The 12,257-nt window shown below is 69.2% G+C and carries 14 protein-coding genes; 7 read left to right on the forward strand and 7 right to left on the reverse strand.

Annotated elements, in window-relative coordinates:
- Positions 1-375: a hypothetical protein gene (locus tag CFP71_RS26305; RefSeq protein WP_093936622.1), complete on the forward strand. Its 375-nt coding sequence runs from the start codon at positions 1-3 to the stop codon at positions 373-375.
- Positions 376-388: 13 nt separating this feature from the next.
- A complete protein-coding gene (locus tag CFP71_RS26310) occupies positions 389-1,450 on the forward strand; it encodes an ankyrin repeat domain-containing protein (protein ID WP_093936675.1) in 1,062 nt (353 codons plus the stop codon).
- Positions 1,451-1,490: 40 nt separating this feature from the next.
- Here the strand turns inward: CFP71_RS26310 and CFP71_RS26315 are convergent, their stop codons facing one another.
- The 3 genes from CFP71_RS26315 to CFP71_RS26325 all read right to left on the reverse strand — a co-directional run bounded on the left by CFP71_RS26315 (position 1,491) and on the right by CFP71_RS26325 (position 3,867).
- On the reverse strand, positions 1,491-2,852 hold the full coding sequence (locus tag CFP71_RS26315) for a M20/M25/M40 family metallo-hydrolase (RefSeq protein ID WP_093936623.1): 1,362 nt from the start codon (positions 2,850-2,852) through the stop codon (positions 1,491-1,493).
- A gap of 91 nt (positions 2,853-2,943) precedes the next feature.
- Positions 2,944-3,318, reverse strand: a complete 375-nt coding sequence (locus tag CFP71_RS26320; protein WP_093936624.1) for a hypothetical protein — start codon at positions 3,316-3,318, stop codon at positions 2,944-2,946.
- Positions 3,319-3,402: 84 nt separating this feature from the next.
- Positions 3,403-3,867 carry a DUF2716 domain-containing protein gene (locus tag CFP71_RS26325; RefSeq protein ID WP_093936625.1) on the reverse strand — a complete coding sequence of 155 codons (465 nt, stop codon included), beginning with the start codon at positions 3,865-3,867 and terminating at the stop codon, positions 3,403-3,405.
- A 52-nt stretch (positions 3,868-3,919) separates the two neighbouring features.
- Here CFP71_RS26325 and CFP71_RS26330 point away from each other — a divergent pair, with 52 nt between their 5' ends.
- Positions 3,920-4,123 carry a CopG family transcriptional regulator gene (locus CFP71_RS26330; RefSeq protein WP_093936626.1) on the forward strand — a complete coding sequence of 68 codons (204 nt, stop codon included), beginning with the start codon at positions 3,920-3,922 and terminating at the stop codon, positions 4,121-4,123.
- Positions 4,120-4,494, forward strand: a complete 375-nt coding sequence (locus tag CFP71_RS26335) for a type II toxin-antitoxin system death-on-curing family toxin (RefSeq protein ID WP_093936627.1) — start codon at positions 4,120-4,122, stop codon at positions 4,492-4,494. The genes CFP71_RS26330 and CFP71_RS26335 overlap by 4 nt, the downstream gene beginning before the upstream one ends.
- A gap of 383 nt (positions 4,495-4,877) precedes the next feature.
- Here CFP71_RS26335 and CFP71_RS26340 read toward each other — a convergent pair whose 3' ends face one another.
- Positions 4,878-5,168, reverse strand: a complete 291-nt coding sequence (locus tag CFP71_RS26340; protein ID WP_093936628.1) for a 4a-hydroxytetrahydrobiopterin dehydratase — start codon at positions 5,166-5,168, stop codon at positions 4,878-4,880.
- 74 nt (positions 5,169-5,242) lie between these two features.
- Here CFP71_RS26340 and CFP71_RS26345 point away from each other — a divergent pair, with 74 nt between their 5' ends.
- From CFP71_RS26345 to CFP71_RS26355, 3 genes are all read left to right on the forward strand, one after another.
- The gene (locus tag CFP71_RS26345) at positions 5,243-6,295 is read left to right on the forward strand and encodes a thiamine ABC transporter substrate-binding protein (RefSeq protein ID WP_093936629.1); all 1,053 of its coding nucleotides are present in this window, start codon (positions 5,243-5,245) and stop codon (positions 6,293-6,295) included.
- Positions 6,296-6,516: 221 nt separating this feature from the next.
- Positions 6,517-8,094 carry an ABC transporter permease gene (locus CFP71_RS26350; protein ID WP_093936676.1) on the forward strand — a complete coding sequence of 526 codons (1,578 nt, stop codon included), beginning with the start codon at positions 6,517-6,519 and terminating at the stop codon, positions 8,092-8,094.
- Positions 8,094-9,110, forward strand: coding sequence for an ABC transporter ATP-binding protein (locus tag CFP71_RS26355; protein ID WP_093936630.1), 1,017 nt, complete (start codon positions 8,094-8,096; stop codon positions 9,108-9,110). Before CFP71_RS26350 ends, CFP71_RS26355 begins: the two co-directional genes overlap by 1 nt.
- Before the next feature lie 61 nt (positions 9,111-9,171).
- Here the strand turns inward: CFP71_RS26355 and CFP71_RS26360 are convergent, their stop codons facing one another.
- From CFP71_RS26360 to CFP71_RS26370, 3 genes are read right to left on the reverse strand one after another with little or no spacing between them, the layout of a single operon-like run.
- Positions 9,172-10,050 carry an ABC transporter permease gene (locus CFP71_RS26360; protein ID WP_093936631.1) on the reverse strand — a complete coding sequence of 293 codons (879 nt, stop codon included), beginning with the start codon at positions 10,048-10,050 and terminating at the stop codon, positions 9,172-9,174.
- Positions 10,047-11,042 (reverse strand): ABC transporter ATP-binding protein, encoded by a 996-nt coding sequence (locus CFP71_RS26365; RefSeq protein ID WP_093936632.1) that lies wholly within the window; start codon positions 11,040-11,042, stop codon positions 10,047-10,049. Before CFP71_RS26365 ends, CFP71_RS26360 begins: the two co-directional genes overlap by 4 nt.
- Positions 11,039-12,130: a LolA family protein gene (locus CFP71_RS26370; protein ID WP_093936633.1), complete on the reverse strand. Its 1,092-nt coding sequence runs from the start codon at positions 12,128-12,130 to the stop codon at positions 11,039-11,041. Before CFP71_RS26370 ends, CFP71_RS26365 begins: the two co-directional genes overlap by 4 nt.
- Positions 12,131-12,257 lie beyond the last annotated feature (127 nt).

A 12,257-nucleotide genomic window follows, 5' to 3' on the forward strand; every position in this document is an offset into this window, starting at 1 on the left:
GTGTCGGACGACGCCACCGTAGGGCTCATCAGATCGTTGGTCGACGCGATGGGGCCGGTCGACGGCTGGGAATCGCTGGCGATCATCCTGGAGTTCGGGGAAGGGTTCCGCAGCGCGCACGGGTACGCGTACTCGCCCGGAGATGTCGTCACCCCCGTGGCCTGCAAGTGGTCGAGTATCGAAGCGGCGGTGAACGCCTATCTGGGTTGCCACTACCGGCCCGGTGACAGGCTGCCGGTGAAGATTCTCGTGCAGTTCGACCGGACGGCTGGGAAGTACGAGGTGACGTTCGAGGACACCGACGAGGACCGCTGGGCCGTGAAGCCGAAGAACTTCCGGGAGATGCGCGAACAGCTGCGCCCGAAGTTCGGCTGAAGGAGTGAGCACGATGGCGCGAAAGCGGAAGACGCTTCCCAAGGACTTCGAGGAGATGCTGACCTCGGCATCGGTGGACGAACTCAAAGCCGTCTTCGGCAAATGCGAGATCGACGCGCGGGGCGGTTACGCCAAGGGGACCACCATCGGTTTCCCGGATTGCCCCGATGAGCTCATCGTCTGGCTGACCGGGCAGGGGCTCGCCGTCGACTCCCCGGACAGCTACGGCAGGACACCGCTTCATGCGCGGGCTTCCCGCGGTGCTCCGAAGCAGATTCCCTTGCTGCTTTCACTCGGTGCGGACATCGAGGCCACCGACACGTCCGGGCAAACGCCGCTTCAGGCCGCGGTGGACGGACTCAAGGCCGGGGCCGCGCGGGTGCTGATCGAGCACGGGGCCTCGACCGAGGTGCTCGACAGGCGGGGCAACACGTTGATGTTGCGCGGCCTGATCAGCACGCAAAACGCCACCATCGGCGAGTGCGTCGAGATCGTGAAGCTGCTGCTCGAACGCAGTGCGGGCATCACGGCCGAGATGCGCAAGAAGGTCGAGCGGATCGGTAGTGGTTTCGAGTTCCATCGGGAGAACTTCAACCCCGATTTCCTCGAAGAGACCGACGCCGCACTCGGTGAGCTGTACCGGATCTTCGAAGTCGAGCCGGTCGCTCGGAGATCGAAGCACGATGGGGTGTCACCGATCGTCGTGCCCGATGGAAGCTGGCAGGAGCGGCACAAAGCACTGTGGGAGCTTCTCGTGCCATCGCGCGGCGCGGGCGCGACGGTGCAGTGCGAGGCCGTCCGCGTCACCGGCCGGATCTTCGACGAGATGTTCCGCAACGGCGGAGCGAACTGGGACCGTGACTATCGGGCGATGGCAGACGCGTTCCCGGGTTTCCTCGCGCAGGGCGAACCTCTCGACGAGCAGGAACTTCGAGAGGCCAAGGAGATCACCAAGCAGATCCGGTCGGGCCGCGGCGCGGACGGCCACCTCGATCGCTTGAGCGAGCTCGCCGTCGCCTGGGTCGCGAAGAACCCGGTCCCGATCGCCTTGGGTTCGGTGGACTACACACGTTGAGGGGTGCCGGGTGTCCTCGTCGAGGACACCCGGCGAGCCACTACTTCCGCAGCAGGCTGTAAGCGGCGGATCCGATCAGCTCCAGCGAAACCTGAAGCCGCTCAAGGGAAACGTTGTCCTTGATGGTGTCTTCCGGCGTGTGGTACGTCGGCTCCAGCAGCGCCGGGCCGCTCTCGCCGCGCCAGCTGAAGTTGCCCGAAGCGATACCGCGCTCGAAGAACGGCACGTGGTCGCTCGAACCGCGCGCGACCGGCCCCTTCACCTGCGGGTCGTAGCCGAGACGTTTAGCAGCGGCGTTGACGGCCGCGGTCGTGGCGTTGTCGGCGCCGTCGACCGAAAGCAGCCAGTAGGTGACCGCCGGGTCCCAGCTGGTGGCGACCATGTCGTTCTGGAAGCAGCCCGCGATCCGCTTCGCCTCCGGGTCGGACAGGTTCGACACGTAATGCCGCGAGCCGATGAGCCCGTACTCCTCCGAGCCCCACAGCGCGAACCGCAGTGTCTTGTTCGTCGGCAGGTACCGAAGGACGCGTGCCAGCTCCAGGCACAGCACGGTGCCGCTGCCGTCGTCGTTGGCGCCCGGCGATCCGGGGACGCTGTCGTAGTGCGCGGTCACCATGACCACGCCGTTGTCCTTGCCGGGGAAGGTGGCGGGCCGCTCGGCGATGACGTTGTAGGACGTCAGGTTCTTGTGGTGGGTGGCCGTCGTCTTCACCTTGACCGTGCCCTTGGCGAGCCGTTCGCGCAGCCGCTCCACCTGCACCTGGGCCAGGCCGAGCACCGGGACGGTGACCGGGGTGGCGAGCGTCGGGGAGAACGCGGACAGTTTCCGCGCCGGGTCGGCGCCGATCCGGCCGAGCAGCACGGCGTCCGCTCCGCGCTGAGCGGCCGTCAGGTACGCGTCCGCCTTGTTCGTCACGGCGGCGATCAGCACGATCTTGCCGGTCAGGTCGTCGGGCAGGGCGCTGCCGTCACCGGCGTCGACGACGACGGCCTCACGCGTGACGTCCTGCGCGCCCTGCGGCGACGAGCCGGTCTGCCAGCTGTCGCGCCCGATCGACAGCCCGCCCAGGAACTTGTCGGCGATCGGGAACGGCTGCAAGGTGACCTGGTAGCGCAGGTCGCGCAGCACCTTCGCGATGTAGTCCCTCGCCCGCAGTTCGCCTTCGGTGCCGGCGATCCGGGGGCCGATCTTGTCGCTGAGCACCCGCAGGTGCTCCAGCGCCCGCCGCGACCGGACCCGGGCGATCACGGGGTAGTCGCCGAATTCCAGCGACGGCGGGAACTGCGCGCCCGGACGTTGCTGCGTCGCCGCGGCGGCGGTGCCGGGGTTCAGCCCGATCGTCGCCGCGCCCGCCAGTGCCACCGCGCCCGCGAGCACCTCACGTCTGCGCAGACCTGCCATGGAACACCCCTCACTTCTCGAAGAAACTCGTTCGAGTAGCCAATAGTCACAGCGCCGCCGGAACAACCTCCGATCGTCCCCTTTTTCCGGTTCAGCGCGCGGCGACCCGGCGATAGGCCCGCGAGACGGCGACGACGCCGCTGACCGCCGCCGCGATCACCCCGCCGATCAGCAGCGCGGTCCCCACGAACGGCCCGAAGTCGCCGACGTCGGCGAGCCGTGCCCGGAACGAGCCTTCGAGCAGCGCGCCGACCAGGATGAACACCGGCGCGACGATGCCGAGGAAGAGGACCCAACGGAACCGGGCCGACAACGTCAGCACGAGGATCCCGGTGATGCCGAGAATGAACGGGCCTGGCGGGATGTCCGGGAACCCGGGTACCCCCGACGCGATCTGGATGATCAGGCCGGCGACGCCGACGAAGAGGAAGAAGGCGTTGGCGACGGCTGCGGCGGAACGGTTCATGACGGGACTCCTCACTGGGATTCGACCACTGAAGAGTCCCGCTCACGGCCGTGAAGGGCGTCGGCCCGGAAGCGGCAATCGGGTCTACGCGGACCTGCGTACGGGTTCGCCGAGGACCTCGGTGACCTCCGCTGAAATCGCCGTCACCAGCGCGTCGCCGAACGCGCAGACCGTGTACTCCCACGGATGCCCGAACGTGCCCAGCCGGAAGTCCGGCGTCAGGTACGCGTAGTAGTCGCCGTCCGGGAACGGGCTGAGCGGCCAGTCCTTCGCGGACGTCGGGAACCGGTACGACACGTGCTGCCAGTCGAGCGCGTACAGCTCGCCGGCGCAGGAGGCCAGGCCTCGCTGGATCACCGCGGCCATCCGGTCCAGCAGCAGGTATCCCGGGTCGTCGTCGAGGGCGGTCAGGCTCCAGGTCATCGATCCCGCGGGCTCGTCGATGCCCGGCCACTCGAATCGGCTCGTGCCCGGCCGGAAGGCGAACTCCGTGCGGAAGCGGTCCCAAACGCGCCGGTACTCGTCGTTGCCCAGGGTCTCGATGCTCACGCGGGGAAAATACGCGCCGCCTGAGTGATACCAGAGTGGTATCATTCATCCCATGGCGATGACTCTGAGGTTGAACGACGAGCAGGAGCGCGCCCTCGCCCTGCTCGCGGAGGCCGATGGCGTGAGCAAGCACGAAGCCACCGTTCGCGCCATCACCGAGGCTGCCGCGCGCCGTGTCCGTGACGACCGGGTCCGTGTGCTGTCCAGGGACGGCCGGGAGCGTTACGCCGCCCTGCTCGACCGTCTCGCCCAGTGATCGAGTACCTCACCGTCGAAGACCTGCTGGCGCTCGTGGAGGATCTCCGTGTGCCCAAGATCCGTGATCTCGGGCTGCTCGATTCCGCCGCGCATCGCCCGCAGGCTTCGTTGATGGGCCAGGACGCGTATCCGACGCTGCACGAGAAGGCGGCTGTCCTGCTCGAGTCGCTGGCGCGTAACCACGCGCTCATCGATGGCAACAAGCGTCTGTCCTGGATGGCGACATTCGTCTTCTACGGGCTGAACGGTCACGACCTCGACGCGCCGGAAGACGACGCGTACGACCTGGTGATCGCGATGTCCATCGGTTCACGCACCTACCGAGACGCCGCGGGCGAACTGGAGTCGTGGGCTAAGCCGCTCGGGTAGCCGCTACCCGAGAAGGCCGAGCACGACGATCGTCAGCAGCGTGATGGCGGCGGCGAAGGTGGTCACCCAGGCGCGCTGGGCGGCGGTGATGGAGGCGTTGTTCACGGCGGTTCCCCGGGGGCGAGAAGCGACAGGTCCGCCGGGAACAGCGCGTTGATCAGGCTTCGCGTTACCTCTGAAACGTCAGTGTGATCAAGGTCACTGATCGTGCTGATGATGCCGTTCGCGTGCCGTGTACCAGAGCACCCCGGCAGCGGCCGCCACCATCGCGCCGAATGCGGAAAAGCCCACCACGATCGCCTGCGTCATCCTTCGTCCTTTTCTCTTCGGTCGTATCCGGGAGACGTCCGAGAAGCGGTGTCGTGGCGCGGTCGTCGCGGACGTCACACAGCGCCGAGTACCCCGTCGATCTGCGACGCGAGCGCGAAGTCCTTCTCCGTCAGCCCTCCGGCGGAGTGCGTGCTGAGCCGGAATGTCACCGTCCGCCAGCGGATGTCGATGTCGGGATGGTGGTCGGCCGCCTCCGCCAGTTCGGCCACCTTGTCCACCGCTTCGATGGCTTTCGGGAAACTCGGCAGCTTCGCCGTCCGCTCGATCGTGACGCCGTCACGCGTCCAGCCGGAGAGTTTGGTCACGGCCTCGTCGGCCTGCTTGTCGTTCAAGATTTCCGCCATGACTCCATGGTGGTACGCCGTCGGCTACGCTGCACGTTTGCCACGGGTCCCCCTTGAAAACAGCAGGAGGCTAGATGAAACGCGCCCTCCGCACGGTCGTTGCGGCTGGCACGGTGGCCGCCCTCGTCGCGGGCTGCTCGCTCTCCGGGAACACGGGGAACGACCCGCAGGCGCCGGCGACCGTCACCCTCGTGACCCACGACTCGTGGCTCGCCCCGCAGGAGGTCCTCGACGCGTTCGAGCGGCAGTCCGGGATCAAGATCTCCGTGCTCAAGCAGGGCGACGCGGGCGCGCTGACCAACAAACTGGTGCTGACCAAGGCGAACCCGATCGGGGACGTCGCGTACGGCGTCGACTCGACCTTCGCCTCCCGCGCGCTCACCGAAGGCGTTTTCGAGCAGTACACCAGCCCTGAGGCCGATCGTGGCCCGCAGCGCTACTCCATCGACCCCGGGCACCGGCTCTCCGCGGTCGACCTCGGCGACGTGTGCGTCAACATCGACAGCCGGTACTTCGTGGACAAGGGGATCCCGGAGCCGAAGTCGTTCGCGGACCTGGCCGACGCCAAGTACAAGGACCTGATGGTCGCCGAAAGCCCCGCGACGTCGTCGCCGGGCCTGGCGTTCCTGCTCGGTACCGTCGCCCAGTTCGGCGAACAGGGCTGGCAGGCGTACTGGACGCAGTTGAAGGCCAACGGCCTCAAGACGGTCAGCGGCTGGGAAGAGGCCTACACCAAGGAATTCTCCGGTTCCTCGGGCAAGGGACCGCGTCCGATCGTCGTGTCCTACGCGTCCTCGCCCGCCGCCGAACTCGGCGACGACGGCAAACCGCGGACGAAGGCGCTGCTGGACACCTGTTACCGCCAGGTCGAGTACGCGGGCGTGCTCGCGGGCGGAAAGCAGGTCGAGAAGGCCCGCAAGGTCGTGGACTTCCTGCTTTCCCAGCAGTTCCAGGTGACCGTGGCGAGCAACATGTACGTGTACCCGGCCCGCCAGGGTGTCGAGCTCCCGCAGGGCTGGGCGCAGGCCGCGCCGCTGCCGCAGCAGCCGAAGACGCTCGAACCGGCCAAGATCCAGGCCGGGCGCGAGCAGTGGATCGCCCAGTGGCGCACGCTGGTGGAAGGTTAGGACGTGCTTCGCGAACTGAAGGCGGCAGTTCGGGCGACGATACGCGCGCGCGTCGTTCTTCGGCCGGAGGCCTCGGATTTGCGGAGACGGGCCGCTGACACGGCCAGGTGAGTGAACAGCCGATGCCACGGCCCGGCTGTGGAAATCCGAGAGCGCGCCTTGAAAGGCGGCTGAACACCGGCGGGCTGACTCTTCGGGGGGCCGGGCTGGCCGCACTCGCCGTGCTGCCGCTCGGTTTCCTCGTGGTGTTCTTCGCCTGGCCGGTCGCGGCGATCATCGGCCGGGGCTTCGGTTCCGGTGGCGTCGGCGCGGCCATCGGTGACCCGCTGACCTGGGAACTCGCCGGCTTCACCGTGGCCAGTGCCGGGGTTTCGACGATCGTCGCGATCGTCGCGGGCCTGCCTGTCGCGTTCCTCCTCGCCCGCGTGAAGCTGCCGGGCGTCTCGCTGGTCCGGACGCTCGTGCTGGTGCCGTTCGTGCTGCCGACCGTCGTGGTCGGCCTGGCGTTCCGCGCGCTCTGGCCCGACGGCGGACTGCTGCCCTTGGTACTGGCCAACGCCTTCTTCAACGTCGCCGTCGTCGCGCGCACGGTTTCCGGGTTGTGGAGCCATCTCGACCCGCGCACCGTGGACGCGGCGCGGGCGCTCGGCGCGTCACCGTGGCGTGCCTTCCGTTCGGTGACACTGCCCGCGCTGGCGCCCGCCATCGCGTCGTCCGCGGCGGTGGTGTTCCTGTTCTGCGCGACCAGTTTCGGGGTCGTGCTCATTCTCGGCGGAGCTCAGTACCGCACCCTGGAGACCGAGATCTATCTGCGCACGGTCGAACTGCTCGACCTCTCCGGCGCGGCCGCGCTGTCCCTGGTGCAGTTCGCCGCCGTCGTCGCCGCGCTCGTCGCCGGGGCGCTGGCGAGACGGCGCCGGGAGAACGCGGTGCGGCTGCGTTCGGGGAGCGAGACCGCGCGGCGGCCCAGGGGCGGCGAGTGGTGGGCCGTCTCCGCCGGACTCGCGGTGATCGCGCTCCTGATGACGCCGATCGTGGCACTGCTTCTCGAGTCGGTCTCCACTTCGGACGGTTGGAGCCTCGCCGGGTACGAAGCGCTCGCGGGCCGGGGATCCCGTGGCGCGCTCCAGGTCTCGGGCTGGGACGCGGCGTCGATGTCGCTGCGGACGGCGTTCGACGCGACGATGCTCGCGATGATCATCGGTGTGCTGGCCTCGGTCGTGCTGGTCGCGTTGCGCCGCACGCCGGGCAGGCTGGCGCGGGGCATGGGCGAGACGATGGACGCCGCGCTGATGCTCCCGCTGGGCGTGTCCGCGGTGACCGTCGGTTTCGGTTACCTCGTCACGCTCGACGCGCTGCCGGGCGACCTGCGGACGTCGCCGCTGCTGGTGCCGCTCGCGCAGGCACTGGTGATCATCCCGCTGATCGTGCGGATGGTGCTGCCGGTGCTGCGGTCGGTCGACGTCCGGCTGCGGCAGGCCGCGTCGACCCTCGGCGCGAGCCCCGGCCGGGTGTGGCGGGAGATCGATCTCCCGCTGACGGCGCGTTCACTGGTCGCGGCCGCCGGTTTCGGTTACGTGGTCGCGCTCGGCGAGTTCGGCGCGACGAGCTTCCTGGCCAGGCCGGACGCGCCGACGCTGCCGGTCGCCGTCGCGACGCTGATCTCGCGGCCGGGGGAGCTGAACAACCAGATGGCCTACGCGGCCTGCGCGCTGCTCATGATCGTGACCGTGGTGGCGGTCGTGCTGATCGACCGGTTCGGCGCGGTCCGCGGGCAGAATTCGGTAGGGGAGTTCTAGTGTCGCTGTCGGTACGGGATCTGACCGTCCACTATGGATCCTTCGCGGCCGTGAAGGACGCCAGGCTGGACATCGCCGACGGCGAGGTGCTGGCGCTGCTGGGCCCGTCCGGTTCGGGGAAGTCGACGCTGCTGCGGGCGATCACCGGGCTGGAGCCGCTGACCTCGGGTGCCGTGCGGTGGGACGGCGAGGACCTCTCCGGGGTCCCGGTGCACCGTCGGGGATTCGGCCTGGTCTTCCAGGACGGGCAGCTGTTCCCGCACAAGGACGTCGCCTCGAACATCGCGTTCGGCCTGCGGATGCACGACGTCCCTCGCGCCGAGCACGCCGAGCGGGTCCGGGCGCTGCTGGAGCTGGTCGGGCTGAGCGGTTACGAGAGGCGGCGGGTGACCGAGCTGTCCGGCGGTCAGGCGCAGCGGGTGGCGCTGGCCCGCGCGCTGGCGCCGGAACCGCGGTTGCTGCTGCTGGACGAACCACTGTCCGGTTTGGACGCCGGACTGCGGGAACAGCTGGCGATCGACCTCGCGGCGTTGTTGCGGCGCAGCAAGATCACCGCGCTGCTGGTCACACACGATCAGGAAGAGGCGTTCACGCTCGCCGACCGGGTCGCCGTGCTCGACGATGGCGAGATCCGGCAGGAGGGCGCGGTGCGCCGGGTCTGGCGGCAGCCGGTGGACGAGGACGTGGCGCGGTTCCTCGGCGTGACCACGTTCGTCGACGGCGAGGCGTCCGGCGGAGTGGTGCGGACACCGCTCGGCGAGGTCACGCTGCCCGACGTCGAAGACGGCGCGGTGCGGCTGGGGCTGCGGCCGCACGGTCTGCGGGTTTCGCCGGAAGGGGTCGAGGGCGAGGTGACCGCCGTGGTGCACCGGCGGGAACACGTCCGGCTGGTGGTCGCGCCCGGCGGCGATCTGTCCACTGTGGACGCGGTCGCGCCGGTGACGGCCGATCTGCGCCCGGGGGACATCGTCCGGCTCTCTCTCGATCCGGACGGCGTCGCCCGACTCCGCGATTAGTCCTCTGAATGCGGTACTTGCGTCACGCAACTACCGCATTCAGAGGACGAAACGCGCGGAGTCAGCCGTCCCGGGTGGTCAGGCGCGAGTAGGCGATCGAAAGCCCGATGACGATGTAGCAGGCGGCCCGCAGCGCGCCTTCGCCGAGCAGTGTCGTATCGAGCGGATCCATCAGTACCGCGGCCGGCGCCTGTGCCCAGTCCTTGTTGAGCAGGAAGGGATGCAGCCACGAGACCGCGTCCAGGAAACCGAGGATGGTGAACACGATCGTCCCGGCCAGCACCGAGGCGACCACCAGCATCGGATGCTCGGTGAACGACGAGATCGCGAGCGCGACGGCGCCGACAGCCCACAGCTGCAGCGTGATCCACAGTGCCACGACCAGGAGCCTGCCCAGCGCGTCCCACACGCTCAGGGTCGAACCGGTCAGGGTGAACATGGAGTCGGTGCCGCTGATGATCAGCCCCGTGACGAACCCGGTGAACGTCATCGCCAGTACCGCGAGCACCGAAACCGTCGCGACGCCGAACGCCTTGATCGCGAGCAGCCTGCCCCGCCCGACCGGCGCGATCAGCCAGCCCCGCAAGGTGCCGTGTGCCGCCTCGCCGGCGATCGCGTCCGCCCCGGCCATCGCCGAAGCGAGCGGCAGGAGCAGCGCCAGCGTCATGGTCAGGGCAGCGACCGGCAGGATGAAGCCGTTGTTCATCGCGGACGCGAGCAGCGCGCCGTCCCCGCCGCCGCCACCGCCGTTCGCCTCGGCCGGGTCGACCAGCGTCAGCGCGACCCCGATCACGATCGGGATCAGCGCGAGCAGGCCCAGCACGGCCAGCGTGCGGGGCCGCCGGAAGATCCAGCGCAGTTCGGCGCGATACAAGCGGAGCAGGCCGACGCTGTCCCGGCCGGTCCGTGCCGCGGGTGCCGCGGCCAGAGCGTGGGTCACGACTCCCCCTCACCGTCTACAGTGGACTCCGGCTGGGTCAGCCGGGCGAACAGGTCTTCCAGCCCGGTCCGGGCCCGTGCCGCCTCGTGCACGGCCACCCCGGCCGTCACCAGATGACGCAGCACGTCGGGTGCTTCGGCGGCGGTGAGGTCCACGCGGACGCCGTCCGGTGTGAGCCTGCTGCCGATCCTGTTCTCCCGCAACGTTTCCACCGCGAGTTCGGCGTCCGGCGTCCGCACCAGCAGCGCCGCGTTCCCCGACTCCAGCAGTTCCGTGAGCTCGCCCTGGGCGATCACGTTCCCCGACTGGAGCACCGCGACGTGCGTGCAGGTCGCCTCGACCTCGGCCAGCAGATGCGACGACACCAGCACGGTGACGCCGTCGGCGTGCAGTTCGGCGATGATCCGGCGGATCTCCCTGGTGCCGGAAGGGTCGAGGCCGTTGGTCGGCTCGTCGAGCACGATCATCCGCCGCGGCACGAGCAGCGCGCTCGCCAGCCCCATCCGCTGCTTCATGCCCAGCGAATACCCCTTGTAGCGCCGGGTCGCGGCGTCGGTCAGGCCGACGCGCTCAAGCGCCGCGTCGACCGCTCCCGGGATCCCGGCCGAGGCCAGCCTCGGTTCGGCCGCGGCCACGCGCAGCAGGTTCTCCCGCCCGGAAAGAAAAGGGTGGAAGCCCGGCCCTTCGACCAGCGCGCCGACGTCGGGCAGCGCGTGCGCCGACTCGTCGGGCATCCGCTTGCCGAAGAGTTCGACCTCGCCCTCGGTGGGACGCACGAGTCCGAGCAGCATCCGGATGGTCGTGGTCTTGCCCGAACCGTTGGGGCCGAGCATCCCCAGCACGGCGCCTTCGGGAACGTCGAGGTCGACGTGGTCCACGGCCACCGTGCGGCCGTAGACCTTGCGCAGGCCCCTGGTGCGGGCCGCCATGGGTACCGCCGGAGCGGACGCCTCCTGAGAGGCGTCCGTCCCGGCTTCGAAAGTGGTGGTCACTTCGCGGCCAATGCCTCGAAGAGGACCTGCTCCGGCACCGCGCCGAGGGCGTAGCGGCCGTCGTCGGTCAGCACGCCGCTGCCGACCTTGGTGGTCACCAGCCAGCCGCTGCCCCAGGCACCGCTGACCGGCTTGGCGAACCGCGAAAGCAGCGCCTTCGGGTCGACCTGACGGCCTTCCTCGTCCTTCGCGCTACCGGCCTTGGCCAGCGCGTCGGCCGGGATCTTGCCGGTGATCGCGGTGTCCCAGCCGTCGCCGACGACCTTGACGTCGGACTTCGCCTGCTCGGCGAGTTCACGGTTCTTCGGGTCGACCTCGGCGGTCTTCTCGGTCACCTTCGCGCCCTTCGGCGGGGTGAACTCGAAGTTCGACGCGGGCTGGTTCGCGAAGTTGATCTCGCTGAAGGAGACCTCGAGCGCCGGGGAGGCGGTGCCGTTGGCCAGCACCGTCAGCCGCAGCGGCATCCGGGTCTGCTCGTCGATCGCGACGCGGATCTCGCGCAGCAGCGTCCGCTCGGTCGGCTTCGGGGTCAGCACCAGCTCGTACGCCGAACGGTTCGCCACCGAGGACGTCCCGTCGACGGCGATCGTGCTGCTCTCGCGCACCTTGCCGAGCAGTTCCGAGGCGACCGTGGCCGGGTCGACGGCCTGGCCCTCCACCTTGTTCTGGTGCTCCTTGGCCAGTTCGTCCGGGATGGTGACCTTGGTCGCGGAGTTGTCCTTGGAGTTGTACTCCCAGACGGTCTGCCCGTTCCGGACGATGGTCTGCTGGCTGGAGCCCTCGGTGAGCGACACCTTGCTCTTGCCCGCGCCGTCGGTCGAGATCTGCGCCGAGTCGATGCTCAGCGCGGACGCGCCGGGCAGCGTGCTGCCGATCTGCGGCAGGCCGAGGTCGTTGTCGACCTTGACCTTCCCGTCGAACGCCGACGGCTTCGCGTTGAGCGTCGACTGCACTAGCTCTTCGGCGCTGACCTGCGGCAAGACGGGCGCGTCGCCCGCGGTGGCCGGCATCGCGACGACGGCGAGCCCGCCGACGCCCAGAGCCGTCCCCACCACCGCCGCGGTGATGGCCTTCCTCTTCGGATCCATGCTGTCTCTCCCTGTTTCCCCGAACCCCAGTGTGCTCGGGTCTTGGCGACAACGCTTCCCCGGAAACGCTGAGATACCACTCAGACTCCGCCGTCGGAGCTGAGATGGCGCTGAGAGCTCGGGCGTG

The sequence above is a fragment of the Amycolatopsis thailandensis genome, assembly GCF_002234405.1.
GTDB lineage: Bacteria > Actinomycetota > Actinomycetes > Mycobacteriales > Pseudonocardiaceae > Amycolatopsis > Amycolatopsis thailandensis.